At 70.8% G+C, this 25,890-nt stretch carries 25 protein-coding genes; 2 read left to right on the top strand and 23 right to left on the bottom strand.

Annotated features, from left to right (window positions below):
- Positions 1-3 precede the first annotated feature (3 nt).
- From secF to pdxT, 8 genes are all read right to left on the bottom strand, one after another.
- On the bottom strand, positions 4-1,239 hold the full coding sequence (gene secF, locus ACQBAS_RS05590) for a protein translocase subunit SecF (RefSeq protein ID WP_427385396.1): 1,236 nt from the start codon (positions 1,237-1,239) through the stop codon (positions 4-6).
- Positions 1,236-3,008 (bottom strand): protein translocase subunit SecD, encoded by a 1,773-nt coding sequence (gene secD / locus ACQBAS_RS05585; protein WP_427385395.1) that lies wholly within the window; start codon positions 3,006-3,008, stop codon positions 1,236-1,238. Before secD ends, secF begins: the two co-directional genes overlap by 4 nt.
- An 11-nt stretch (positions 3,009-3,019) precedes the next feature.
- Entirely contained in the window at positions 3,020-3,307 is a 288-nt protein-coding gene (gene yajC / locus ACQBAS_RS05580; RefSeq protein ID WP_427385394.1) for a preprotein translocase subunit YajC, read from the bottom strand.
- A 178-nt stretch (positions 3,308-3,485) separates the two neighbouring features.
- Complete coding sequence (gene ruvB / locus ACQBAS_RS05575; protein ID WP_427385393.1) at positions 3,486-4,631, bottom strand: Holliday junction branch migration DNA helicase RuvB; 1,146 nt, start codon at positions 4,629-4,631, stop codon at positions 3,486-3,488.
- Positions 4,628-5,218 carry a Holliday junction branch migration protein RuvA gene (gene ruvA / locus ACQBAS_RS05570; RefSeq protein ID WP_427385392.1) on the bottom strand — a complete coding sequence of 197 codons (591 nt, stop codon included), beginning with the start codon at positions 5,216-5,218 and terminating at the stop codon, positions 4,628-4,630. The genes ruvB and ruvA overlap by 4 nt, the downstream gene beginning before the upstream one ends.
- On the bottom strand, positions 5,215-5,748 hold the full coding sequence (gene ruvC / locus ACQBAS_RS05565) for a crossover junction endodeoxyribonuclease RuvC (protein ID WP_427385391.1): 534 nt from the start codon (positions 5,746-5,748) through the stop codon (positions 5,215-5,217). The genes ruvA and ruvC overlap by 4 nt, the downstream gene beginning before the upstream one ends.
- A gap of 139 nt (positions 5,749-5,887) precedes the next feature.
- Complete coding sequence (locus ACQBAS_RS05560; RefSeq protein ID WP_427385390.1) at positions 5,888-6,646, bottom strand: YebC/PmpR family DNA-binding transcriptional regulator; 759 nt, start codon at positions 6,644-6,646, stop codon at positions 5,888-5,890.
- A 61-nt stretch (positions 6,647-6,707) separates the two neighbouring features.
- Complete coding sequence (pdxT, locus tag ACQBAS_RS05555) at positions 6,708-7,328, bottom strand: pyridoxal 5'-phosphate synthase glutaminase subunit PdxT (protein WP_427385389.1); 621 nt, start codon at positions 7,326-7,328, stop codon at positions 6,708-6,710.
- A gap of 63 nt (positions 7,329-7,391) precedes the next feature.
- Between pdxT and ACQBAS_RS05550 the strand changes: the two genes are divergently transcribed.
- Complete coding sequence (locus ACQBAS_RS05550) at positions 7,392-8,186, top strand: deoxyribonuclease IV (RefSeq protein WP_427385388.1); 795 nt, start codon at positions 7,392-7,394, stop codon at positions 8,184-8,186.
- A gap of 94 nt (positions 8,187-8,280) precedes the next feature.
- On the opposite strand, the gene ACQBAS_RS05545 is transcribed toward ACQBAS_RS05550, so the two are convergent.
- The 8 genes from ACQBAS_RS05545 to pgsA form a co-directional block, all read right to left on the bottom strand.
- Positions 8,281-8,625 carry a type II toxin-antitoxin system PemK/MazF family toxin gene (locus ACQBAS_RS05545; protein WP_427385387.1) on the bottom strand — a complete coding sequence of 115 codons (345 nt, stop codon included), beginning with the start codon at positions 8,623-8,625 and terminating at the stop codon, positions 8,281-8,283.
- Positions 8,619-8,867, bottom strand: a complete 249-nt coding sequence (locus ACQBAS_RS05540) for a ribbon-helix-helix protein, CopG family (protein ID WP_427385386.1) — start codon at positions 8,865-8,867, stop codon at positions 8,619-8,621. The genes ACQBAS_RS05545 and ACQBAS_RS05540 overlap by 7 nt, the downstream gene beginning before the upstream one ends.
- A 42-nt stretch (positions 8,868-8,909) precedes the next feature.
- Positions 8,910-9,818 carry an aminoglycoside phosphotransferase family protein gene (locus tag ACQBAS_RS05535; RefSeq protein ID WP_427385385.1) on the bottom strand — a complete coding sequence of 303 codons (909 nt, stop codon included), beginning with the start codon at positions 9,816-9,818 and terminating at the stop codon, positions 8,910-8,912.
- Positions 9,819-9,911: 93 nt separating this feature from the next.
- Complete coding sequence (gene pdxS / locus ACQBAS_RS05530) at positions 9,912-10,838, bottom strand: pyridoxal 5'-phosphate synthase lyase subunit PdxS (RefSeq protein ID WP_427385384.1); 927 nt, start codon at positions 10,836-10,838, stop codon at positions 9,912-9,914.
- 43 nt (positions 10,839-10,881) lie between these two features.
- A complete protein-coding gene (locus ACQBAS_RS05525) occupies positions 10,882-11,484 on the bottom strand; it encodes a hypothetical protein (protein WP_427385383.1) in 603 nt (200 codons plus the stop codon).
- Positions 11,472-12,629 carry a glycosyltransferase family 4 protein gene (locus ACQBAS_RS05520; RefSeq protein WP_427385382.1) on the bottom strand — a complete coding sequence of 386 codons (1,158 nt, stop codon included), beginning with the start codon at positions 12,627-12,629 and terminating at the stop codon, positions 11,472-11,474. The genes ACQBAS_RS05525 and ACQBAS_RS05520 overlap by 13 nt, the downstream gene beginning before the upstream one ends.
- Positions 12,626-13,600, bottom strand: coding sequence for a phosphatidylinositol mannoside acyltransferase (locus ACQBAS_RS05515; RefSeq protein WP_427385381.1), 975 nt, complete (start codon positions 13,598-13,600; stop codon positions 12,626-12,628). Before ACQBAS_RS05515 ends, ACQBAS_RS05520 begins: the two co-directional genes overlap by 4 nt.
- A complete protein-coding gene (gene pgsA / locus ACQBAS_RS05510) occupies positions 13,597-14,208 on the bottom strand; it encodes a phosphatidylinositol phosphate synthase (RefSeq protein ID WP_427385380.1) in 612 nt (203 codons plus the stop codon). The genes ACQBAS_RS05515 and pgsA overlap by 4 nt, the downstream gene beginning before the upstream one ends.
- 189 nt (positions 14,209-14,397) lie before the next feature.
- On the opposite strand from pgsA, the gene ACQBAS_RS05505 reads away from it, so the two are divergent.
- Entirely contained in the window at positions 14,398-18,333 is a 3,936-nt protein-coding gene (locus tag ACQBAS_RS05505; RefSeq protein ID WP_427385379.1) for an endo-alpha-N-acetylgalactosaminidase family protein, read from the top strand.
- A gap of 100 nt (positions 18,334-18,433) precedes the next feature.
- Here ACQBAS_RS05505 and mctP read toward each other — a convergent pair whose 3' ends face one another.
- From mctP to ACQBAS_RS05470, 7 genes are all read right to left on the bottom strand, one after another.
- Positions 18,434-20,092 (bottom strand): monocarboxylate uptake permease MctP, encoded by a 1,659-nt coding sequence (gene mctP, locus ACQBAS_RS05500; RefSeq protein WP_427385378.1) that lies wholly within the window; start codon positions 20,090-20,092, stop codon positions 18,434-18,436.
- A complete protein-coding gene (locus tag ACQBAS_RS05495; RefSeq protein WP_427385377.1) occupies positions 20,089-20,394 on the bottom strand; it encodes a DUF3311 domain-containing protein in 306 nt (101 codons plus the stop codon). Before ACQBAS_RS05495 ends, mctP begins: the two co-directional genes overlap by 4 nt.
- A gap of 117 nt (positions 20,395-20,511) precedes the next feature.
- Positions 20,512-21,060 carry an HIT family protein gene (locus ACQBAS_RS05490; RefSeq protein WP_427385376.1) on the bottom strand — a complete coding sequence of 183 codons (549 nt, stop codon included), beginning with the start codon at positions 21,058-21,060 and terminating at the stop codon, positions 20,512-20,514.
- Positions 21,061-21,070: 10 nt separating this feature from the next.
- Positions 21,071-21,553, bottom strand: a complete 483-nt coding sequence (locus tag ACQBAS_RS05485; RefSeq protein ID WP_427385375.1) for a GNAT family N-acetyltransferase — start codon at positions 21,551-21,553, stop codon at positions 21,071-21,073.
- A 14-nt stretch (positions 21,554-21,567) separates the two neighbouring features.
- Positions 21,568-23,553 (bottom strand): threonine--tRNA ligase, encoded by a 1,986-nt coding sequence (gene thrS / locus ACQBAS_RS05480; RefSeq protein ID WP_427385374.1) that lies wholly within the window; start codon positions 23,551-23,553, stop codon positions 21,568-21,570.
- 100 nt (positions 23,554-23,653) lie between these two features.
- Positions 23,654-24,502, bottom strand: a complete 849-nt coding sequence (locus tag ACQBAS_RS05475; RefSeq protein ID WP_427385373.1) for a MaoC family dehydratase — start codon at positions 24,500-24,502, stop codon at positions 23,654-23,656.
- 1 nt (position 24,503) lies between these two features.
- Positions 24,504-25,841, bottom strand: a complete 1,338-nt coding sequence (locus tag ACQBAS_RS05470) for a 3-oxoacyl-ACP reductase (RefSeq protein WP_427385372.1) — start codon at positions 25,839-25,841, stop codon at positions 24,504-24,506.
- Positions 25,842-25,890: the final 49 nt, after the last annotated feature.

The following is a 25,890-nucleotide window of genomic DNA, read 5'->3' as shown; positions in this document are numbered from 1 at the left end:
GGGTCAGCGCTTGGACTTGGGCGGGCGACGCGGCTGGTTGCGCGGACCCGTCTGGGCGTACTTGTGGACCTTGCGTCCCGTGAGAGTCGCGGCGTCGCCGTCGGCGGCAACGAGTCGCTCGCCCGTGACGGGCTCGGAGTCCGCGCCGGCCTCGGGGGCCTCGGCACCACCGTCCACAGGCTCCGGACGCGCCGTTCCTGTGGCGTCGGCCGAGACGGCACCGCTGCGCACGGCCGCGCGGTCCGCTGAGGCGGCTCGCTTGGCGCGGTGCTTGAGGACGGCCGCGTCGTGCGCCTGGATCCGCTCGTCACGGCTGCGGATCGAGACCAGCAGCGGGGTGGCGATGAAGATCGACGAGAAGGCGCCGATCGCCATACCGATGAAGAGGGCGAGCGAGAGGTCGAGCAGCGTGCCCGGGCCGATCTGCGAGAAGCCGACGAGCAACACGACGGCGATGGGCAGCAGCGCCACGACGGTCGTGTTGATCGAGCGGACGAGCGTCTGGTTGACGGCGAGGTTGGCGGCCTCGGCGTAGGTCTGGCGCTTGGTGGCCAGTGCCTCAGCCGTGTTCTCGCGGACCTTGTCGAAGACCACGACGGTGTCGTACAGCGAGTAGCCGAGCACCGTGAGGAAGCCGATCATCGTCGCCGGCGACACCTCGAAGCCCGTGAGGGCGTAGATGCCGACGGTGATGAGCATGTCGTGCGCCAGCGCGACCATGGCCGCGACGGCCATGGCCCACGTCCGGAAGTACAGCGCCATGACGATGATGGTCAGGCCGAGGAACACCACGAGGGCGCGCAGTGCCTGCTTGCTGACGGAGGCGCCCCAGGACGGACCGATGAAGGAGGCCGTCACCTTGTCGTCGGAGACCTTGAACTCCTTGGCGAGGGCGGCCTGAACCTGCTCGGCCTCTCCTTCGCTGAGCTCCTCGGTCTGGATCCGGATGGTGTCGGTGCCGAGCTTGGAGACGCGCGCACCGGCGGCCTCGGGCTGGACCTCGGAGACGAGGTCACCCGCCCGGAACTCGTAGTCGGTGAGGTCGCTGACGGACGAGACCTTGAACTCGGAACCGCCCGTGAACTCCAGGCCCAGGTTGAGCTTCTGGACGCCGAGTCCCACGATCGCGAGCACGAAGAGCAGCGCCGAGGCGACGTACCAGGTGCGGCGCTTCTCGACGAAGGGGATCGATCGCTTGCCCGTGTAGAGGTCGTTGCCCAACTCGGAGAAGGAGATCACGACGCACTCCCCTCGGTCGTGGTGGTGGACGTGGGTCGCATGGCCACCCGGCCGCGGCCGAGGTAGCGGACCGGCTTGGTCACACCCAGCTTGCGCGGGTCGAGACCCGACCACGGGTGACCGTTCGCGAAGAACGGCAGCCGAGCCAGCAGGGCGAGCACCGGGTGGGTGAAGATGAAGACGATCAGGATGTCGATGAGCGTCGTCAGCCCGAGCGTGAAGGCGAAGCCGCGCACGCCGGACGAGGCGAGCAGGTAGAGCACCGCGGCCGCGAGGAAGTTGACGCCGTCGGCGACGATGATCGTGCGCTTGGCGCGCTTCCAGCCGGCGTCGACGGCGGCCCGCAGGGTCCGCCCGTCGCGCAGCTCGTCACGGACGCGCTCGAAGTAGACGATGAAGGAGTCCGCCGTCACGCCGATGGCGACGATCAGGCCCGTCACGCCGGCCATGTCCAGTCGGTAGTTGTGCGACCAGCCGAGAATCGTGATGGCCAGGTAGGTCATCAGCGCGGCCAGCAGCATGGAGCCGACGGTGACGAGGCCGAGCACGCGGTACTGGATCAGCGAGTAGACGATGACGAGCAGAAGGCCCACCAGTCCGGCCCAGAGGCCGAAACGCAGCTGCTCGCCGCCGAGGGTCGGGCTGATCGTCGTGGCCTGCTGGGTCTGGAAGGACAGCGGGAGCGCACCGAACTTGAGGGACTCGGACAGGGAACGGGCCTCCTCGATCGTGAACCCACCGGTGATGCTCGCCTGACCGGTCGTGATGGCCTCATTGAAGCCCGGGGCGAGGAGCACCTCGCCGTCGAGCACGGTGGCGAGGGCGTTGAAGGGGCCCTCGGCTGCCGCACCCGGCTCGGGGAGCTGGATGAGCGCCTTGCTGACGTCGGCGTAGGCCTTGGTGGCCTCGGAGCTGAAGCTCAGCTGGATCTCGACGGTGTTGGTCATCTGACCGGTCTGGTTGACCTGGTAGCCCGAGGAGGCGTCCTTGATGTCCGCTCCCTTGACCACCACCGGGCCGAGCACGTACTTCGTCACGCCGTCGGTGCCGCAGCTGACCAGGGCCTTGTCGGGGTCGTCGACGATCGCGTCGAGCGCCCCCTCCTTGCTGCAGTCGAGGGCGTCGTACTGCTTCTTGACAGCGGCGGTGAGCCACTTCTTGTCGATCGCGTCCTTGGGGTCGACGGCACGGCGCAGGCTCGCAGCGGGCACGGGCGCGTTGGCGGTGCTCGTGCCGGAACTCTTCTGCGTGGCCGTGGACGTGGAGGTCTTCGACGACGTGGAGGTCTTCGACGACGCCGTGCCGGACGACGTGCCGGACGACGACGTGCCGGACGACGACGTGGGGCTCGCGGTCGGCTGCGGGACGCCCGCACCGATGGCCAGCACCGGCCGGAACTGCATTTCGGACGAGGCGGCGAGTCGGTCGCGGGTCTCGGCGTCGATGGTGTCGGGAATGCTCACGACGATGCTCTCGCCGCCGAGCGTCGTCACCTCGGCGCCGGAGACGCCCTGGCTGTCGACGCGCTGGCTGATGATGTTGCGCGCCTGCTCGAGTTCCTGGGCTGACGGCTTCTGGTTGCCTCCCCCGGCCTGCTTGGGGGCGAGCACGATCTGCGTGCCACCCTCGAGGTCGAGGCCGAGCTTGGGGGCCCACGACGCGTCACTGCGCAGCACGGCGCCCCCGAGCAGCGCCGTCATGGCGATGAGGATGGCGGCGAGGCCCGCGAGCGTGCGGGCGGGGATGTTCTTCGGTCCGTTCTTGGCCACGGCTGCTGTCCCTATTCGCTGACGGTCGGCGTCGACGGAGTCTGCTCCATGCCGATGGCGCGGCGATCGATGCGCAGCTGCACACCGTCGGCGATCTCGAGCGACACGATGCCGTCGTTGATGGCCCGCACCGTGCCGAGGATGCCCGACGTGGTCACGACGCGATCGCCGACTGCGAGAGCGGCCTGGAAGTCCGCCACCGCCTTGGCGCGCTTGCGCTGGGTGAACGCCATCAGGGCGAGGAGGATCAGCGGGATCGCCAGCAGCAGGATGCTGGCGGTGCCGTTACCGGAGTCCATGGAAAATCTGTCCCGTCGGTGGTGCAGGTTGGGGGCTCGGGCCTCATCGCCACAAGCCACGGTCCGAGCCGGGCCCGGACCAAGAATTGAGTCTAGGTCAGGGCGCACACCCCGACCAACGCGCCGTGCCGCGTCACGTGCCCGGGCTCGGCATCACGACCATTCGGCCAGGCTGTGCTCAGCCGCCGAAGCGGCCGGGTCCGTCCTCGAAGGGGAGCACGTGCTGGACCTCGTGTGGTGGGGTCAGACCGAGGTGCGTCCAGGCCGCGGGCGTCGCCGCGCGACCACGGGGGGTGCGCACCATGTAGCCCTCCCGCACGAGGTAGGGCTCGGCCACGGTCTCGACCGTGTCAGCCTCCTCGCCGACGGCGACGGCCAGCGTCGTCAGGCCGACCGGCCCACCGCCGAACCGTCGGCAGAGCGCCTCGAGGACCGCGCGGTCGAGGCGGTCGAGGCCCACCTCGTCAACGTCGAAGAGGGTCAGCGCCGCGAGGGCGGCCTCATGGTCGGCGTGGCCGACGCCGTGCACCTGAGCCCAGTCGCGCACCCGTCGGAGCAGCCGGTTGGCGATGCGAGGTGTGCCGCGCGAGCGGCGCGCGATCTCCCGGATCGACGCCGCATCGGCCTCGATGCGCAGCAGCCGAGCCGAGCGGCGAAGGATGGTCTCGAGGTCCTCGGTGGCATAGAAGTCCAGGTGGCCGGTGAACCCGAAGCGGTCGCGCAGCGGCGCCGGCAGCAGGCCGGCGCGGGTCGTCGCGCCGACGACGGTGAAGGGAGGCAGGTCCAGGGGGATCGCCGTCGCCCCCGGCCCCTTGCCGACGATGACGTCGACCCGGAAGTCCTCCATCGCCAGGTAGAGCATCTCCTCGGCGGCCCGGGACATCCGGTGGATCTCGTCGAGGAAGAGGACCTCGCCCTCCATCAGCGACGACAGGATTGCGGCCAGGTCCCCCGCGTGCTGGATCGCCGGACCGCTCGTCACCCGGATCGGCGTCTCGAGCTCGGCCGCGACGATCATCGCCAGGGTCGTCTTGCCGAGTCCGGGAGGTCCGGACAGCAGGATGTGGTCCGGAGCCTTGGCCCGGCGTCGCGCCGCCTCGAGGACAAGACCGAGCTGGTCGCGCACCCGCGGCTGGCCCGGGAACTCGGCGAGCCGCCGGGGCCGCAGCGCCGCCTCGACGGTGTGCTCGTCGGCCTCCCGCCCCGGGTCGACGATGCGGGCCGTGGCCTCGTAGGACCCGTCCTCTGCTCGCTCTGGACCCTCGTCCCCGACGTCGCGCGCACCGGGCTCGTGGATCTCCGACCGGAAGCCCTCCCCGCTCATCGGCCGAGCTCCCGCAGGGCCGCGCGCAGCGCGTCCGCGACCGCGGGATCGGCGCCGAGCGCCGGAGTGACGCGGTCGACGGCCACGTCGGCCTGCTTGCTCGTGTAGCCGAGCCCGACCAGCGCCTCGGTGACCTGGGACTGCCACCCGGCCGCGGCGCTCGGGGCACCCGCGTCGGCCCCGGGCACGTGACCGATCTTGTCGCGCAGCTCGAGGACGAGGCGCTCGGCCCCCTTCCGCCCGATGCCGGGGACCTTGGTGAGCGCGGTGACGTCGCCGGCGCCGACGGCCCGTGCGACCTCGTCCGGACTGAGCACGGCGAGCATCGCCAGCGCGATGCGCGGGCCGACCCCGGAGACGGTCTGGACGGTCTCGAAGGTGTCGCGCTCCCCCGACGTGTCGAAGCCGTACAGCGTCAGGGAGTCCTCCCGCACGACCAGCGTCGTGGCCAGGGAGGCCTGCGCCCCCGTCCGCAGACCGGAGGCGGTGCGCGGCGTCGTGTACACCAGCACGCCGATGCCACCGACCTCGATGACGGCGCGGTCGAGACCCACGTGCTGGACGGCGCCGGACAGCGACGCGATCATCGGCGGGCCGCCTTCAGCCGGGCCCGCTCGCTCGCGGCAGCCATCGCGACGCGCTCGTCGCCCTGGCCGCGCCACAGCTGGCAGATGGCCAGCGCCAGTGCGTCGGCGGCATCGGCGGGCTTGGGCGCCTCGCTCAACCGCAGGATCCTCGTGACCATGGTGGTGACCTGACTCTTGTCGGCCCGGCCGGAGCCGGTGACCGAGGCCTTGACCTCGGTCGGGGTGTGCTGGACGACGGGAATGCCGCGGCGCGCGCCGGCCAGCAGGGCCAGCCCGGCGGCCTGGGCGGTCGTCATGACGGTGGGGACGTGATCGGCGGCGTAGACGCGCTCGAGCGAGATGACCGCGGGCTCGAAGCGATCGAGCCAGACGTCGAGCTGATCCTGGAGGAAGGCGAGCCGCTCCCCCGTGCTGCTGAGGCTCGGCGTGCGGACGACGCCCACCGCGACCATGGCCAGATTCCCGGCAGGGCCGTCGACGACACCGAGCCCGCATCGGGTCAGGCCGGGGTCGACTCCCAGGACGCGCACGACAACTCCTCCGAACAGGAAACCGAGACGTGCGATCCGAACACACGTTCGGATGACACGCTACACAGCGCCGGGGACGGCTCCGGCCACCGACACGCTGGGTGCGTCGGTGGCCGGTCGCGGACGGTCAGGTGCGCGGTCAGTCGTCCTGCTCGAGCTCCGCCATGACCTCGGCGGAGATGTCGCCGTTGGCGAAGACGTCCTGGACGTCGTCGCTGTCCTCGAGCGCCTCGATGACGCGGATCATCTTGCGGGCGCCGTCGGCGTCGAGCGGCACCTGGAGGTTGGGGACCCACGACGCCTCGGCCGACTCGTAGTCGATGCCGGCGTCCTGGATGGCCTTGCGGACCGTGACGAAGTCGGTGGCCTCGGAGACGATCTCGAAGACCTCGCCGAGGTCATTGACCTCGTCGGCGCCGGCCTCGAGGACGACCTCGAGGATGTCGTCCTCGGTCTTGTCCCCCTTCGGGACGATGACGACGCCCTTGCGGTCGAAGACGTAGGAGACGCTGCCCGGGTCGGCGAGCTGGCCACCGTTGCGGCTCAGCGCCGTCCGCACCTCGGCGGCAGCGCGGTTGCGGTTGTCGGTGAGGCACTCGATGAGGATCGCGACACCGCCGGGCGCGTAGCCCTCGTAGGTGATCGTCTCCCAGTCCGAACCGCCGGCCGTGGCGCCCGACCCGCGCTTGACCGCGTTGTCGATGTTGTTGTTGGGGACCGAGCTCTTCTTCGCCTTCTGGATGGCGTCATAGAGCGTCGGGTTGCCCGACACGTCGCCCCCGCCGGACCGCGCGGCAACCTCGATGTTCTTGATCAGCTTGGCAAAGAGCTTGCCGCGCTTGGCGTCGATAGCCGCCTTCTTGTGCTTCGTGGTTGCCCACTTGGAGTGGCCACTCATCTGGTGATCTCCCTCATCCGCGCCGCTCGAGGGGCGCGAGGTGTCTGACAGTCCGGACGGGTCATCCTATGACAGCGGCGGAGGCCGACGCCGCAGCCGTCATCTCGACGAAGAGGGCGTGCACCCGCTCGTCGCCCGTCACCTCCGGGTGGAAGGAGGTGGCTAGCACGGCGCCCTGACGGACGAAGACGGGGTGGCTCGCGCCGTCGACCTCGACGCTGGCGAGGACCTCGACGTCCGGTCCGTGGTCCTCGACCCAGGGCGCCCGGATGAAGACGGCGTGCAGCGGGGGCTCGCCGAGGACCGGAACGGCGAGGTCGGCCTCGAAGGAGTCCACCTGGCGGCCGAAGGCGTTGCGCCGGACCGTGACGTCGAGGCCGCCGAGGGTCTGCTGGTCGGCGCGACCATCGGCGATGCGCTCGGCGAGCATGATCATGCCGGCGCACGACCCGTAGGCCGGCATGCCGGCCGCCAGTCGCGCGCGCAGCGGCTCGTACAGTCCGAAGGCGCGCACGAGCTTGTCCATCGTCGTCGACTCACCGCCGGGGATGACCAGTCCGTCGACGACCGCCAGCTCCTCGGGGCGCCGGACCGGACGGGCGGTGGCACCGGCCCGCTCGAGGGCGGCGACGTGCTCGCGCACGCCGCCCTGCACGGCCAGGACACCAATCGTCGTCGTCACGGGTGTGAGCGTAGGGCCGTCGACGGCGAGGCCACTGTCGGGCCCCCTTCGTAGGCTGGGATCATGACGATCAGCATCGGCGCCCACGTGGACCAGACCGACCCGGTGGCGGAGGCGATCGCGCGGGGCACGACCCTCGTGCAGTTCTTCCTCGGCGATCCCCAGGGCTACAAGGGTCCGGAGGTGCGCTACCCCGGTGGCGCGAGTGCGCTGCGGGCGGCCGCGGAGGATGCCGGCATCGACCTCTATGTGCACGCGCCCTACATCGTCAACGTCGCCACGACGAACAATCGCATTCGGATTCCCAGCCGCAAGCTCCTGCAGCAGCACGTCACCGCCGCGACGGAGATCGGGGCGAAGGGGCTGATCGTGCACGGCGGTCACGTCGGCAAGAGCGACGACCCGGCCGTCGGGTTCGACAACTGGCGCAAGGCGATCGAGGCCACCGATCTCACCCTCCCGCTGCTCATCGAGAACACGGCGGGCGGGGAGAACGCGATGGCGCGCCAGCTCGACCGGATCGAGGGCGTCTGGCAGGCGATCGCCTCGGCGGACGGCGTCGAGCAGGTCGGCTTCTGCCTCGACACCTGCCACGCGTGGGCCGGCGGGATCCCGCTGACCGAGGCGGTCGAGCGGTTGCACGCCATCACCGGGCGGATCGACCTCGTCCATGCCAACGACAGTCGCGACGCCTTCGACTCCGGCGCCGACCGGCACGCGAACTTCGGTGCGGGGCAACTCGACCCCGACGAGTTCGCGGCCGTCGTGCGCGACGCCGGCGCCCCGGTCATCTGCGAGACGCCGGGCGGAGCCGACGAGCACCGGGCCGACTTCGCGTGGCTACGTGAGCGCCTCTGAGGGCCGGATCACTCGCCACCCTTGGCGAAGTGGCGCGGCTCGGGGATCTCGGCGACGTTGAGCCGTGGTCCACGCGGGCGCACACGCCAGAGCCTCACAGGTCCACCACCCGCCGGAGGCCAGCATCGACTGCGTCCATGAGGCTGTCAGGCAACTCCACGCCGGTGTCCTCGAGGTCGGAGCGGTCCACGGTCATCGGCTGCGAGACGTTGACGACCGAGTCCTTCGGTAGACCGGACGCCGGTGCCGGGAGGAACACGTTGCCCGGATGCCGTGCGAGCGTCGTGTTGGATGTGATTGGCAGAACGACCACCGTGGAGATTCGCGACGCGTTGTAGCGGTCGGACTGCACGATGAGGGCCGGTCGTCGCTTGGCGGGAGCGCTGCCCTTGGGTTCGCCGAAGTCGACCCAGCACACCTCCCCGCGCCGGATCACCACTCGTCCGGCACCTCGACCAGACGGGAATTTGCCATGCGACGCAGCTCGGCCGACTCCTCGCCGGGCTGCCCGAGGGCGTCAATCGCGTCATCGATCTGCGCCGTCAGGTCCGCGTCGGCCAACTCGTCCGCGTACTGCTCGGCAGCGCGCCGATAAAACTCCGACCGCGTCATCCCGTGCCTCTTTGCGACACGGTCGAAACGGGCCGCAGCCTGGTCCGGGAGGCTGATCGCTGTCTTCATGAACCCCATGGTAAAACTTTTTCCACCCGGGCTCCAGAGGTCTCAGCGAAGGGGGACGCCGACCTCGTCGGCGATGACCTCGACCATCCTGGTGAGTCGGGCCGTACGGCTCGGCATCGTGTGCCGGTAGCTCAGGATCGTCAGGAGGCCCGGACCGACGAAGGCCCATGCCCGTGCGCGCAGCCACGTCGCCTCGTCCGCACGCGAGGCGACACGGAGCGCCTCGCGTGCTGGCTCATCGAACATGTCCCAGGCGTACAGCAGGTCGACGGACCGGTCGCCGATACCCAGTCCACCGAAGTCGATGACGCCGACCAGATGCCCGTCAGCGCTCACCAGGAGGTTTTCGGGCGACAGATCCGTGTGCACCCAGCAGGGTGGCGTCGATGCCGAAGGAACGTCACGGATCTTCTGCCACGCCTGTCGGATCTGTCGTGGGTCGAAGACGTCCGACAGACCCTCGGCTGCGGTGTCGGCCCAGGAGTCGATCGTCTCGGTCACCGGGTCATCGCACCGGTATCCCCAGCGCTCTGCTCCGGCGGTCAGCCCGCTGGTGCCCACCGCGTGCAGTCCGCGCATGAACTGTCCAAGGTCGTTCGCGAGCAGACCCTGCTCGGCCGGGCCAAGATCTCCCGGTAGATCGCCCGGCACCCAGGTGACGACGGTCCAGGGCCGGGAGAACAACGCGGACGGCTCGCCCTGGTAGATGACGTCGGGCACCGGGACCGGCAGTTCCGGCGCGAGTCGGGGCACCCACGTGGCCTCCTTCACCACGTCTTCTGCGTAGGAATCCGTCCGAGGAAGCCGCACTGCGTATCGCCGGCCGACTCTGAAGACCCAGTTGCTGCTGCCGGACGTCGAGCTCGGGCGCACCTGCTCCCCGGCCAACTCCGGGACGTGCTCTCGAAGGAGCCGCGCCACCAACGTCGCGTCGGGAGCTCGATCAGTCATTCATCCACCGCATGTCCGCACCCTGCCGGGGCGCGGCCCTTCCGAGCAAACGACGTCGGGCCAGCGCCCCGTCACCGGGGCGCTGGGACGGAATCACCAGCCGCGCTCGGCGAGGCGGTGCGGCTCAGGGATCTCGTCGACGTTGAGACCGACCATGGCCTCGCCCAGGCCGCGCGAGACCGACGCGATCGTGTCGGGGTCGTCGAAGAAGGTCGTCGCCTTGACGATCGCCTCGGCGCGCTGGGCCGGGTTGCCGGACTTGAAGATGCCGGAGCCGACGAAGACGCCCTCGGCGCCGAGCTGCATCATCATCGCCGCGTCCGCGGGGGTCGCGATGCCACCGGCGGTGAAGAGGACGACGGGGAGCTTGCCGGCCTCGGCGACCTCCTTGACGAGGTCGAAGGGTGCCTGGAGCTCCTTGGCCGCGACATAGAGCTCGTCCTCGGGCAGCCCCTGGAGGCGGCGGATCTGCTGGCGGATCTGGCGCATGTGCGTCGTCGCGTTGGAGACGTCACCCGTGCCGGCCTCCCCCTTCGAGCGGATCATCGCCGCACCCTCGGAGATCCGGCGCAGGGCCTCGCCGAGGTTGGTCGCACCGCAGACGAAGGGGACGGTGAACTGCCACTTGTCGATGTGGTTGGCGTAGTCGGCCGGGGTCAGGACCTCGGACTCGTCGATGTAGTCGACGCCGAGGCTCTGCAGGACCTGTGCCTCGACGAAGTGGCCGATGCGCGCCTTGGCCATGACGGGGATCGAGACGGCCTCGATGATGCCGTCGATCATGTCGGGGTCGCTCATCCGGGACACGCCGCCCTGCGCGCGGATGTCGGCGGGCACGCGCTCGAGCGCCATGACGGCGACGGCGCCGGCGTCCTCGGCGATCTTGGCCTGCTCGGCGTTGACGACGTCCATGATGACGCCGCCCTTCAGCATCTCGGCCATGCCGCGCTTGACGCGGTTCGTGCCGGTGCCGGTGGTGGGAGCGCCGGCGGAAGAGGTGGGGGTGGACTGCGCAGTCATCGTCGACCTGGTTCTACTCGTGCGGGGAAAAACGGGAGTGGAGTCAGTCTAGGTCGCGGCCGGTCCGGCCCACGCGCGGCGTGGTCGGCACCACGTCGGCGAACTCGACCGTGTGCGGCAGGTCCGCGTGACCGGCGAGCCGGAAGAGTCGCACGACGGCCTTGCCACGCACCCGCTGGACCTCCTTCACCGCGTCGTTGTGGAAGCGCCGGGCCAGCTCCACCCGGCGCCCCGCAGCATCGAGCCGCGCCAACGCATCCGCCGCGCCGGGGTCGTCGCCGAGGCGCTCCAGCGCCGACGCGCTCAGGGCTGCGGTGAGGGCCTCGGTCAACTCGCTCTCGACGCGCTCACGCCCCGCGAAGTGCTGGCCCTCCAGCGGGTCGTGGGCGAAGGTGTGCGCGTTCGTCTGCTCGAGGGACTCGGCCGCAGCCCCGGCCACGAGCAGTCCGCTCGCCGGGTCCAGTCCGCCGGAGTTGACCAGCTCGAGCGCGGCTTCCGAGCGCCGGACGAGGGCGGCGTCGAGGGCGCTGAGGGCGCCCTCGACCTTGGCGTGCAGGCGGTCGAGTCGGGCGGCGCTGTAGGACAGGTACCACGCCGCCACGAGCAGCAGCGCGACGCCGATGACGATCCAGGTCAGGGTCTCCACGGGCTCTGCTCCTCACGGTGGGCACGCGCGCCGGTCGACGTCGCGAGCACGGTCTCATAGACGGCCAGGATGTCCTCGGTGACGACCGACCAGTCAAAGACCCTCGCTCGGCTGCGGCCGGCGTCCCGCAGGCGGGCGCGCTCGTCCGGGGCCCGGAGCAGCCGCAGGGCGACGTCGGCCAGGTCCTGCGGATCGGCCGCGCGGAAGTGGGCGCCGGCCTCGCCCTGGTCGAGGACCCGGACGAAGGCGGGGAGGTCGCTGGCCAGCACGGGCGCGCCGGCCGCCATGGCCTCGACGAGCACGATGCCGAAGCTCTCGCCGCCGGTGTGCGGAGCGACGTAGACGTCGACGGACGCGAGCAGGGCCGCCTTGTCCTCGTCGCTCACGGCCCCGAGGAACTCGCACGCCGCCGCGACCTCCGACGCCATCCGGGCCTGCGCGGCCTCGGGCACGCCGGGACCGGCGACGAGCACACGCGCGCCGGGCACCTCACGCAGCAGGTGCGTCATCGCCTCGGCGAGGACGGGCAGACCCTTGCGTGGCTCGTCGATCCGGCCGAGGAAGGCGAAGGTCGGTCGCTCGCTGCTCCCCTGCCACTCGGGCCGGGGGGCGACGTCGGTGAAGGCGCCGACGTCGACCCCATTCGGGATGACGACGGCGTCGCCCCCGAGGTGGGTCGTGACGGTGCGGCGCGCGTCCTCGGACACCGCGATCCGGCCGTTGATCTTCTCCAGCGACGGCCGCAGCAGCGGGTAGGCGGCCTGCATCGCCCGCGAGCGCAGGTTGGAGGTGTGGAAGGTCGCCACGACGGGACAGTCGCTGGCCCACAGCGCGAGGATGGAGACGCTCGGGGTGACGGGCTCGTGGATGTGCAGCACGTCGAAGTCACCGCGTTCGAGCCACCGGTTGACCCGGCTGGCCGTCACGGGTCCGAAGGTCAATCGCGCGACGGAGCCGTTGTAGCGCACGGGCACGGCGCGGCCACTGGAGACGACGTAGTCCGGCAGGGGCGTCCCCTCGTCCGCCGGCGCGAGCACCGAGACGTGGTGCCCGCGCCGGATGAGGTCGGCGGCGAGATCGCGCACGTGGAACTGCACTCCCCCGGGCACGTCGAAGGAGTAGGGGCAGACGAGCCCGATCCTCATCGGGGCCGCCCACCCGGCGCGAGGTCCTCGACGAAGACGCGCTGCATCATGTGCCAGTCCGCGGTGTGCTCGGTGATGGCGACGCCGAGGGCGTCGACGCATGCCTGGGTGAGCCGTCGGGTGCGCTCCCGGTCGCTATCGGTGCCGCCGCTCTCGGTGCCGCTCTGCGGGTCACTCCCCTCGGGGGCACCGCCGTCGGCAGGCTCGGTGACCGGCTCGTGGAAGGTGATGACGATCCCCCACCCGCGCTCGAGGCGCTCGTGGCGGATGGAGACGGGGAAGAGGGCCGTGCCGGTGGCGACGGCCAGGGCTGCGGGGCCGGCCGCGACCTTCGCGCGGTGCCCGCAGAGGTCCACCTCGATGCCCGTGTCGGTGAGGTCCCGGTCGGCGAGCAGCGGCAGGACGACGGGGCGGGTGAGGTGCTCGCGCAGCTGGGCGAAGACGTCGCCGCCGCCCGTGAGCGGGAGGATCGTCATGCCGAGACCCTCGCGGAAGGCGAGGAAGTCGCGGAAGAGCTCCTCCGGTTCGAGACGTTCGGCGACGGTGACGACGGGGCCGAGGGCTCGGGTCCCCCACGCCCCGGCGAGGTCCCAGTTGCCCAGGTGCCCGAGGAAGCACAGCACCGGGCGCCCGGCCGCGAGCTCGGCTCGCACCGGCCCGTCCCCGACGACCCGCACGCGCGCGTCGATGTGCGCCCGACTCATCGCGGGCAGCCGGAAGGCCTCGCCGAAGTAGCGCAGGTAGCGGCGCATCCCGTCGCGCACGAGGGCATCGAGCGCGGCGTCGTCGAGCTCGGGACGCACGCGCGCGTAGTTGCTGCGCATCCGAGTGACGCCCTTGCCGCCCCGGCGGGTGACGACATCGGCGGCGCGGTCGAAGAGCGCACCGGCGACGGGCTCGGGCAGGGTCCGCACGAGGGCCCAGCCGGCGCGGAATCCGCCGGCGGTCACCCGGTCGGCCAGCCGACTCACACGCCGACCAGGGCTTGGCGCCGGACGGTGAGCATGCGCTGCGCGACGGTGATGGCGCTGGCGACGAGCAGCAGGGCGAGGACCACCTTGAGCAGCACGTCGGGCACCCCGAGTCCGACGAGGCCGGTCGCGACGAGGGTGGCCACGAGCCGGTCGGCGCGCTCGGCGATGCCGACGTTGGCCGTCAGGCCGACCCCTTCCGCGCGGGCCTTCGCGTAGGACACGAGGCTGCCGAGGATGAGGCAGGCGAGGGCGAGCAGGGCCATGACCCGGTCGTCGCCGCCCTCGAAGTACCAGATCGCCAGGCCGGCGAAGATGGCCGCGTCGCCGAACCGGTCGAGGGTCGAGTCGAGATAGGCGCCCCACACGCCCGTGCGTCCCTGCATCCGCGCCATGACCCCGTCGATCGTGTCGGAGAAGACGAAGGCCGTGATGACGAGGACCCCGACGAGGAGCTGACCGCGGGGGAAGAAGGCGAGGGCGCCGACGACGACGCCGAGGGTGCCGACGATCGTCACGGTGTCGGGGCCGATGCCCAGCCGGAGGAGGAGTCGTGCCACGGGGGTGAAGACCCGGGTGAAGAAGGCGCGCGCGTATCGGTTCAGCATGGTGCGGCAAGCGTATCGACGGATGGTGTGCCCGTCGCACGCCCCACGGCGGCTCGGGTTGCGAGGTCGGACGAGGTGGGTGACCCTGAGAGGGAGCAGTGCGCAACTGTGATTGATTGCTTCACGGATCAATCACTCTCGCGCACGTCGGCAGTGGAGCCGGCCGCTCATGAGTCCCTTGGAGCCACCATGAATCACCTCGACAGGTCACACCCCGCGCCGGGGCGTCGTTCTCGCCGACGCGCCGGCGGCGCGGCCCTCCTCACCGGAGCCCTCGCCCTGACCCTGGCCCCGGCCGCCGGGGCATCGCCCCTCCCCGCGGTCTCCGCCGCCTCCGCGCCGAACGCCGCGGCGACGGCCGCCGCGCCCGAGGGCACCGTCGCCCTGACCTCGGGCGGCCTCGTCGTCCACGCGGCCGAGGACTTCCCGCGGATCGTCTCCTACGACCTTGGCGGGGCGACCTTCCGCGGGCAGGACCGCGCGCTCGACACCATCCGGGTCAACGGCACGGACCGCCACATCGAGGTCGCCGACCTGGCCGTCGACGGTGCCACCGCGACGTACACGCTCACCTCCCCCGACCTGCCGGGCGCCACCCTGACGGCGACGATCACGGCCACCGGCACCACGGCCGAGTTCGCCATCACGGCGATCGACGACGGCGAGGAGCTCGTCCGCACCCTCTCCGTGCCGGACCACGGTCTGCTCACGGTGACGTCCGAGGACGCGGGAGCCACGGTGCGCTCCGCCATCGTCGACGTCTCCCGCAACCGCAACGGCGACACGACGACGAAGGTCGCGGCCGACACCCCGACGAACGACGCCCCGGTCGGCTCGACCTACGCCGTCGCGCACACCGACACCGTCGCCGCCGCGATCGAGTCGAACTCGCTCTACGACAACAGCGGCGACACGGGCCGGATGGACCGCAACCGGATCATGCGGCGCACGACCGCGGGCGACGACGGGCAGAAGCGCCTCTCGCTGTGGTCCGGTGATTGGCTGTATCGCACCGCCGACAGCGACGAGACGCTCGAACTGCCCTGGGCCAAGGTGTCGCTGACCACGGACGCCAACGACGACGGCACGGTCGACTGGCAGGACGGTGGGATCGCGATGCGCGCCATCGCGACGAAGACGCCGCACGCCGAGGACACCCGCAAGAACGTCATCACCCACATCCCCTTCAACATCGTCAGCGAGGCGACGCACCCCTTCCTGCGCACCCTCGACGACGTCAAGCGGGTCTCCCTCGCGACGGACGGTCTCGGCCAGGCCGCGATGCTCAAGGGCTATCAGTCCGAGGGCCACGACTCCGCGCACCCGGACTACGGCGGCAACTACAACACCCGCGCGGGCGGCCTCAAGGACCTCAAGACCCTGGCCGCGGCGTCGGAGAAGTACAACGTCGACCTGGGCGTCCACGTCAACGCGACGGAGGCCGACCCGGAGGCCCACGCCTACAACGACCGCCTCATGGACAAGACCAAGCCGGGGTGGAACTGGGTCGACCAGGCGTACTACATCAACCAGCGCCTCGACCGTCACGAGGGGACGCTCGCCGACCGCCTCAGCCAGCTCAAGGAGGAGACGGGCGACGCCCTCAAGTTCCTCTACGTCGACGTCTACTACGAGTACGGCTGGCTCTCGGACTCCCTGCAGAAGGAGATCGTCAAGAACGACTGGCGCGTCTCGACGGAGTGGGCCTCGCACATGGAGCGCACGACGACGTGGTCGCACTGGGCCAATGACGAGAACTACGGCGGCGCCGACAACAAGGGCATCAACTCGCAGTTGATCCGCTTCGTGCGCAACGACGAGAAGGACGTCTGGAACCCCCACCCCCTCCTCGGCACGGCGCACGTGGTCGAGTTCGAGGGCTGGACCGGGCAGACCGACTACAACGCCTTCACCGACAACGTGTGGTCCAACAACCTGCCGGTGAAGTACCTCCAGCAGGGCAAGATCGTCCGCTGGGAGGACCAGCGCATCGACCTCGACAACGGTGTCCGCGTCACGGGCACCTCGGCGGCCGACCGGGTCATCACCGACGGCGGTCGCGAGGTGCTGCGCGGCGACACCTACCTGCTGCCGTGGTCCTCGGACGCCCAGGGCCCGGCCGACAAGGCCTACCACTACTCCGCCAAGGGCGGCACGAGCACGTGGGAGCTGCCCGCGGACATCGACGGTGCCGCCTCGTACTCGGTCTACGAGCTGACGGACACGGGCCGCACGAAGGTCGCCACCGCGACCCCGAGCGGCGGCTCCATCACCCTGACGGCCAAGGCCGAGACGCCCTACGTCGTCTACCCCGACGCGGCGCCGACCCAGGCCTCCCCCGCCTGGGGTGAGGGCACCGGCCTCGTCGACCCCGGCCACAACGCGGGCACGCTCGCCGCATGGTCCCCGACGGGCGGCGCGAAGGTCGCCCGCCTCGCCAACGGCCACAACGTCGCCCGCCTCGGGACGGGCGTCGAGTCCTCGATCGCCCAGCGAGCCAAGCGCCTCGCTCCCGGCTCGTACGAGGCCACGGTGTGGGCCGAGATCGAGCCCGGCAAGCGCCGCGAGCTCACGGTGCGCGCCCTCCCGCAGAAGGGCACGAAGACCGAGAAGACCATCTCGGCCTCGACGGCCCGCAACTACGTCGCGGCGAGCACCTTCAACGGCAGCTACATGCAGCGCGTGACGGTCCCCTTCACCGTGCCCGCCGGGAGCACGGGCGACGTCACCCTGTCGGCGACAGCGAAGGCGGGCGACGCGGCGGTGACACTCGATGACTGGCGCATCGTGACGGCACCGGCGGCTCCGACGAAGGCCCTCGTCGACGAGGACTTCGAGGGTGACCAGCCCGGCTGGGGCCCCTTCGTCAAGGGCGGCGCCGGCGGCATCACGGACGCCCGCACGCACCGCTCCGAGCTCCACGCCCCGTACACCCAGAAGGGGTGGAATGACGTCCCGATCGACGACGTCATCGAGGGCGACTGGTCGCTGAAGTCGAACGACGAGAACGAGGGTCTGGTCTACCGGACCGTCCCGCAGACGGCCACCTTCAAGCCCGGCCGCCGCTACGAGGTCTCCTTCGACCACCAGTCGGCCGTCGCCGGCGCCTACCAGTGGGTCGAGGGCGTCGACAGCACCCTCTCGGGTGAGCCGACCTCGCGCGAGGTGAAGCGCACGGACCTCCCGCGCGTCACCGAGACGACCCGGCACACCCAGATCGTCGAGGGTTCGACCTGCGGCGACACGTGGGTCGGCCTGCGGCGCACGGGTGTCAGCGGCAACGCGCTCTTCACCCTCGACAACGTGACGATCAAGGACGTCGGCGCCGCCACCGGCGTGCCCGAGTGCGCCGAGGTCACCATCGACCCGGCCACCGAGAAGCTCTTCCCGGGCCGCGAGAACACCGTCGCCTCGAGCCTCGAGATCACGGAGCCGAAGGCCGTCACGGACGCGTCCGTGACCCTCACGGCGCCCGAGGGCTTCACCGTCACCGCGAAGGGGGCCACCACGGCCGCCACCCTCGAGCCGGGCGCGTCGCTGGACACGGAGTGGATCGTCACTCCCCCGGCCGACACGACCGCCGACGAGGTCACCCTGACGTCGACGGGCCGCTACACGCGCGCCGACGGCAGCACGGTCGAGCTGACCGAGAAGCGCACGGTGGGCATCGTCCCGCCGCCGCCGTCGGGCACCGTCTTCGCCAGCGACCACCCGTGGCTCTCCGCCACGAACGGGTGGGGACCGGTCGAGCTCGACCAGTCGAACGGTGAGGTCGCCTCCGGTGACGGACAGCCGCTGACGCTCAACGGCGTCCGCTTCGAGAAGGGCCTCGGCGCGCACGCGCCGTCGGAGGTCGTCTACTACACGGGTGGCTCGTGCAACACCTTCCGCGCGGTCGTCGGCATCGACGACGCCCAGCCGACGCGGGGCACGGTCCAGTTCTCCGTGAAGGCGGACGGCAAGACCGTCGCGACCTCACCGGTCCAGACGGCGACGAGCGCGAACCACGAGCTCACCGCCGACATCACCGGCGCGAACGAGGTCACCCTCGTCGCGGACACGACGCCCGACGGCAACGGCAACGACCACGCCGACTGGGCGGACGCGACCTTCGTGTGTGAGTGACGATCGTGCGTGACGCCCAGGGGTGAGACTCCCCGGGCATGAGGAAGGCGGCGGCGCCCATCGGGCACCGCCGCCTTCGTCATGTCGTTCCGGGGCCGACTCAGCTCACGTCGCCGAGGGGGTCCAGGCGCTCCCGCACGCGCGGGTCGCCGGCGTCCGCGAAGTAGTCGCCCTTGATGGTGGCGTCGTGGCCCTCGGCCACCTTCGCCGCCCGCAGGACGACCGTGAGGATCGCGGCCACGATGACGTTGATCGCGAAGGCGGTCACGGCGATGTAGCCCATCTCGGCGATGCCCGGGATCGAGGCGAGCGAGCCACCGAAGTGCTTGCCCGTCACCGGGTTGACGACGTCGTAGGCCGTGATCGTGCCGTAGAGCATGCCGACGGCCCAGCCCGCGATGAGAGCCCACCGGTGGAACCACCGCGTGTAGAGCCCGAAGACGATGGCCGGGAACGTCTGCAGGATCCAGATGCCGCCCAGGAGCTGGAAGTTGATCGCGTTCTGCTTGTCGAGGGTGATGACGAAGATGAGCGCGAAGGCCTTGACGACGAGCGAGACCAGCTTGGAGACCTTGGCCTCCTGGGCCGGCGTCGCGTCGGGCCGCAGCCACTCCCGATAGATGTTGCGGGTGAAGGTATTCGCAGCCGCGATCGACATGATCGCCGCCGGCACGAGGGCACCGATGGCCACGGCCGCGAAGGCGACGCCCGCGAACCACGACGGGAACGCGTCCTCGAAGAGCTGCGGGATGACCAGCTGTGCGTTGGCCTTGCCGTCGAGGCCGATCGGCTGCGTCCCGGCCGCGATGGCCACCCAGCCCAGCAGCGCGAGCAGACCGAGCACGAAGCTGTAGGCCGGCAGGATCGCCGCGTTGCGCCGGATCGTGTTGCGGCTCGAGGACGACAGGGTCGCCGTGATCGAGTGCGGGTACATGAAGAGCGCCAGCGCCGACCCGAAGGCGAGCGTCCCGTAGGCCCAGTACTGCTGGGCGTTGGGCACGAAGGCGCCGTTGGGCTTGCCCGTCGCCTCGTTCGTGGCGCTCATCTTCTCCTGCGCCGCACCGAAGATCGCGTCCCAGCCGCCGAACTTCGAGGGCAGGTAGATGATCGCGACGATGATGACGAGGTAGATCAGGCCGTCCTTGACGAAGGCGATGATCGCCGGCGCCCGCAGCCCCGAGGAGTACGTGTACGCGGCGAGCAGCGCGAAGGCGATGAAGAGCGGCAGGTCCTTGGCCAGCGCGCTCGACCCGCCGACGCCGGCCACCTCGAGCACGGCCTGGATGCCGACGAGCTGGAGTGCGATGTAGGGCATCGTGGCGAGGATGCCCGTGACGGCGACGGCCAGGGACAGGCCGCGCGAGTCGTAGCGCCCCCGCACGAAGTCGGCCGGCGTGACGTAGCCGTGCCGGTGGCTGACCGACCACAGGCGCGACATGAAGAGGAAGATGATCGGGTAGAGCACGATCGTGTACGGCACGGCGAAGAAGCCGCTGACCGCGCCGAAGGCGTACATCGCGGCCGGGACGGCGACGAACGTGTAGGCCGTGTAGAGGTCACCGCCGAGCAGGAACCACGTGACCCACGTGCCGAAGCTGCGGCCACCGAGACCCCACTCGTCGAGGCTCTCCATGCTGCTCGCCCGGCGCCAACGCGACGCCCAGAAGCCCATGACGGTGACGAGCAGGAAGAGGACGATGAGCACGGTCAGCGCCGTGTAGTTGACCCCCGTGTTCGGGGCCGCGACGAGGGTGCTCATGCGTCACCCCGCTCGCGCGGGTGCAGGTGCGAGCCCTCGCCGACCATGGGGCGGTGCGGGCGGGCGACCTTCACGATCCGGTAGGCGGCGTAGGTGGCCGCCGAGCACAGGAAGACCCAGAGGAACTGGTACCAGATGAAGAAGGGGAAGCCGGCGAAGCGCGGTTCGACGCGCGCGTAACTGCCCACCCACGCGAGCGCGATCATGGGCAACGCGAGCAGCAGGCCGGCCAGGGCCAGGAGCCCCTTGTTGGCGGGTGGGACGGTGTCGTGATCGACGACGTCGTCGGGGTCGGGATTCATCGTTGAACCTCCGCGAGGTGGGGTGACGGACCGGATTGTCCGATCGGCACCGTACTCCCGCGCGGCGACGCGGTGCGGGATGCCGCCCCCGTCAGATCGACGTGCGTCGGTGGCGGGTCACGGTGCGTCGAAGGCGGCCACGAGCCGCTGGCGGGTGTCCTCGAGCAGCATCGGCAGCGCCTTCGTCTGCCCGACGATGGGCAGGAAGTTGGCGTCGCCGCCCCAGCGCGGGACGACGTGCTGGTGCAGGTGGGCCGCGATCCCGGCGCCGGCGACCTCGCCCTGGTTCATCCCGAGGTTGAACCCCTGCGGGCCCGAGGCACGCTGCAGCGCGCGGACGCTCGCCTTCGTCAACGCCGTGAACTCGACCGTCTCCTCGTCGGTGAGGTCGACGTAGAGCGACACGTGGCGGTAGGGGCAGATGAGCAGGTGTCCCGGGTTGTACGGGAAGAGGTTGAGCACGACGAAGCAGTGCTCGCCGCGGTGGACGATGAGGCCGTCGGCGTCGTCACGGCCGGGCGAGACGCAGAAGGGGCAGCCATCACCGGGCTCGCTCGAGGGGCGCTCCCCCGTGACGTAGGCCATCCGGTGTGGCGTCCACAGTCGTTCGAAGCCGTCGGTCACGTGCGGGAGACCCGCGGCCGGTTCGGGAGTGCTCGAATCCATGCCGGGCAGCCTATGCGCCGAAGAGGCCACCCGATCCGGGTGGCACCCACTCCATCAGGCGCGGCGAGGGCTCGTGGAACCCGAGGGCCTCGAAAAGGGGGCGCCCGGCAGCGCTCGAGCTGAGCAGGACGTGTCGCACATCCTGGCCGCGGGCCTCCTGCTGGACCGTCTCGAGCAGTGCGCGGGCGATGCCCTCGCGGCGCCGGTCCGGGGTGACGAAGACCTGCTGGACGTACCACCACTCGGCCCGGCCGTCCCAGACGAGCGTCGGCAACTTGCGGACCCGCAGCGCGAGGACGCAGCCGACGGGTCGGCCGTCGTCCTGCTCGGCGAGCCAGACGTGGTAGTCGGCGATCTCGGCGACGAAGGCGGCCGCGTACTCGTCGAGGAACCCCGGTCGGGGCGCGTGGCCTCGGTCACGGTCCTGTTGCAGGCGCAGCGCCGCCAGCGCGAGGGCATCGTCGCTGGTGGCGCTGCGGATCTGCACGTCCATGGCGCGAGCCTAGGTCAGACCTGCGCCTTGGTCTCGATCGCCTCGAGCACCTTCGCGATGGCCTGCTCGATCGGCACGCCGTTCTCCTGGCTGCCGTCGCGGTAGCGGAAGGAGACCGCGTTGTTGCTGCGGTCCTCCTCGCCGGCGATGAGAGCGAAGGGGACCTTGCTCTTGCTCGCGTTGCGGATCTTCTTCGGGAAGCGGTCGTCGCTGTCGTCGAGCTCGACGCGGATCCCCTTGGCCTTCATCTGCGACAGGACGTCCCAGAGGTAGTCGTTGTACTCCTCGGCGACGGGCAGGCCGAGGACCTGGACCGGGCTGAGCCACACGGGGAAGGCGCCGGCGTAGTGCTCGACGAGGACGCCGAAGAAGCGCTCGATCGAGCCGAACTTCGCCGAGTGGATCATGACGGGCTGCTGGCGCGACCCGTCCGCGGCCTGGTACTCGAGGCCGAAGCGCTCCGGCTGGTTGAAGTCGTACTGGATCGTGCTCATCTGCCACGTGCGGCCGATGGCGTCGCGCGCCTGCACGGAGATCTTCGGCCCGTAGAAGGCGGCGCCGCCGGGGTCGGCGACGAGCTCGAGGCCCGAGTCCTGCGCGACCTTCGCGAGGACGTCGGTCGCGACGGTCCACTGCTCGTCGGAGCCGATGAACTTGTCCTTCTTCTCACCGGTTGCGTCGCGGGTCGACAGCTCGAGGTAGAAGTCGTCGAGGCCGAAGTCGCGCAGCAGGGACAGGACGAAGTCGAGCAGGTGCTGGATCTCGCCGGGTGCCTGCTCGGGGGTGACGTAGGAGTGGCTGTCGTCCTGGGTCAGGCCGCGCACGCGGGTCAGGCCGTGGACGACGCCGGACTTCTCGTAGCGGTAGACCGAGCCGAACTCGAAGAAGCGCAGTGGCAGCTCGCGGTAGGAGCGGCCGCGCGACTTGAAGATGAGGTTGTGCATCGGGCAGTTCATCGCCTTGAGCTGGTACTTCGCCCCCTCGAGCTCCATCGGCGGGAACATCGTGTCGGCGTAGTACGGCAGGTGGCCCGAGGTGTGGAAGAGCCCGTCCTTGGTGATGTGGGGGGTGCCGACGTAGTCGAACCCCTCCTCGATGTGGCGGGCGCGGACGTAGTCCTCCATCTCGCGCTTGATGACGCCGCCCTTGGGGTGGAAGACGGGCAGCCCCGACCCGAGCTCGTCGGGGAAGGAGAAGAGGTCGAGCTCCGCGCCGAGCTTGCGGTGGTCGCGCTTCTCGGCCTCGGCGAGCCGGTCGAGGTAGGCCTTGAGCTCGTCCTTCGTCGGCCACGCGGTGCCGTAGATGCGCTGCAGCTGCGGGTTCTTCTCGCTGCCGCGCCAGTAGGCGGCGGCGCTGCGCATGACCTTGAAGGCGTTGCCGAGCACCTTCGTGCTGGGCACGTGCGGGCCGCGGCACAGGTCGCCCCACGCGCGGGTGCCGTCGCGGCGGACGTTGTCATAGATCGTCAGCTGGGCGCCGCCGACCTCGACGTCGGCGCCCTCGGCGGCGTCCGCGGCGGCGCCACCCTTGAGGCCGATGAGCTCGCACTTGTAGGGCTCGTCCTTCAACTCCACGAGGGCGTCGGCGTCGGCGATCTCGCGGCGCACGAAGGTCTGCCCCTCGTTGACGATCTTCTGCATCGCCTTCTCGAGGGCCTTGAGGTCCTCGGGGGTGAAGGGGTCGGCCACGTCGAAGTCGTAGTAGAAGCCGTCGCGCACCGGCGGACCGATGCCGAGCTTGGCGTCCGGGTGGGCCTGCTGGACCGCCTGGGCGAGGACGTGCGCGGCCGAGTGGCGCAGCACGTCGAGGCCGTCCTGCTCGGCGGCGGTCACGGGTTCGACGACGTCACCGTCGGACAGGACGTGCGCGAGGTCGCGCAGTTCGCCGTTGACGCGGGCGACGAGGACGGCGCGGTCGTCGGCGAAGAGGTCCGCCGCCGTCGTCTGCTCGTCCACCGATCGCTCGCTCCCGGCGACGTTCACGGTGATCTGGGCAGACATGTGCGGCTTCTCCTGGCTGTTCGGGAACGGCACGGGCGGGGCGCCCTGCCGGGGTCGATGCTATCTCCCGGCGGGGCGCCCGGTCGCGCGCCTTCTCGGCTCAGGCGTCGAGCGTCAGGACGAGGTGCTCGACGTCCGGCTTGCGGGTGCTGCGCAGTCCGGCGACCACCGGCCGGGCCGCGGGGTCGAGGACGAGGTCCACGGTCGTCGGCAGGAGGACCGGCTTCTTGAACCACACGTGCGAGGTGGACGGACCGCTCGAGCGCGGGCCGATGGCCCCGAGCACGCGGGCATACGTCCACATGCCGTGGGCGATGGCCGACGGGAAGCCCATCGCCCGCGCCGTGAGCCGCGAGAGGTGGATCGGGTTGACGTCGCCGGAGACGGCGGCGTACTCCCGCCCCAGTCCCCCGGCCAGTCGCCACCGGGCGGCGGGCGCCCCGGTCGGGATGGCCGGCGGGGCCTCGCCGCGCGGAGCATCGGCGTCGCCACGCCCGCGCTTGAGGTAGGTGCTGCGACCTTCCCACACCCGCTCACCGGCGACGTCGACCTCGGTGACGAGGTCGACCTGCCGGCCCTTGGCGTGCGGCCGCAGGCCCTCGGCCCGCACCGACACGTCGAGCACGTCGTCGGCGGTCAGTGCCCGGTGGACCGTGATGACGTTCTCGACGTGCACGAGGCCGACCATGGGCAGCGGGAACTGTTTGCGGCTCATCAACGTCGCCTGGAGCGCGAAGCCGAGGACGTGCGGGTAGGTGTGCGGCAGGGTGTCCGAGCCGTCGAAGCCACACAGCCGCTGGTAGGACAGCAGGTGACTGCGGTCCACGGTGTGCCCGGTCAGCACGAGCGTCGTGTCCGGGATGGTGTCTCCCGACGTCGCGCCCGGCAGGGCTGCACGGGCGTACACCCCGGCCAGCGAGGGCACCGACGTATAGGTCTCGATGGCCACGTCAGGCCCCCAGCATCATCTGTCCGCACACGCGCACGACGTTGCCGGTGACGCCGGCGTTGGCGTCCCAGGAGAAGTAGCCGATGGTCTCCGCGACGTCCACGGGCTTGCCGCCCTGCGAGAGCGAGTTCATCAGGCGACCGACCTCGCGGGTGGCGAAGGGGACCTTGGCCGTCATCTCCGTCTCGATGAAGCCCGGCGCCACCGCGTTGACGGTGATGCCGCGAGCCGCGAGCGCCTCGTCGCGGCCGAGGGCCTCGACGTAGCCGATGACGCCGGCCTTGGACGCGCCGTAGTTCGTCTGGCCGCGGTTGCCCGCGATGCCGGCGATCGACGAGACGAGGACGAGGTGGCCGCCGTCGCGCACGCCACCCTCACCCAGGAGCGCCTCGTTCATCCGGATGATCGACAGGAGGTTGACGTCGAGGACGGAGCCCCACCGGTCGGCCTCCATGTTGACCAGGAGCTTGTCCCGGGTGATGCCGGCGTTGTGGACGACGATGTCGATGCCGCCGTGGCGCGCGTTCGCGTGCTCGACGATCTTGGCGCCCGCGTCGGGGGCCGTGACGTCGAGCTGCAGCGCGCTGCCACCGATCCGATTGGCCACCTCGCTGAGGGGGCCGCCGGCGGCGGGGATGTCGACGCAGACGACGGTCGCGCCGTCGCGGGCCAGGACGTCGGCGATCGAGGCGCCGATGCCGCGCGCGGCGCCGGTGACGACGGCGACCTTCCCGGCAAGTGGGCGCTCCCAGTCCTCGGGCGCGGTCGCCGTGCCGGCACCGACCCGGAAGACCTGGGCGTCGACGTAGGCCGAGCGGCCCGAGAGCAGGAAGCGCAGCGTCGCGTCGACGTTGGCGTCCGCCCCGTCCTCGACGAGGATCGTGTTGGCGGTGCCGCCCGCACGCATCTCCTTGGCGGTGGAGCGCACGATGCCCTCGACGGCGCGACGGGCTGCGGCCTGCGCCGGGTCGGTGGCCGTCTCGGGCGGACGGGTGGCGACGATGATCCGGCCCGTGGGGGCAAGGGTCTTCAGCGCCGGCGCGAGGACGGCCCGTGCGGTCTCGAGATCGGCGGGCGTCGCGATGCCGGTGAGGTCGAGGACGACACCGGCCACCGAGGTGGACGGCTGGGTCGCGGTGAGGACGCCGGCCTGCTCGAGCAGGGCTCGGGCGCGGTCGGCGATCGAACCCTGGTCGCCGTGGGCGGCGACGAGGACGGCGCCGTTGATCAGGCTGTCACCGGCCTTGTGGCGACGAAGGGTGGTCGGGCGCGGCAGGCCGAAGGTCGTGGCGACCTTCTTGCCGAGGCCGCTGCTGACGAGGGAGGCGTAGTCAACCATGGGGTGTCCCTTGCTGGTTTCGGTCGGTTCAGGTGGTCAGTGGGGCCGG

The organism is Janibacter zhaoxuefangae (assembly GCF_050271985.1).
Classification (GTDB): Bacteria; Actinomycetota; Actinomycetes; order Actinomycetales; family Dermatophilaceae.
This window is presented reverse-complemented; position numbering and strand designations above follow the sequence as displayed.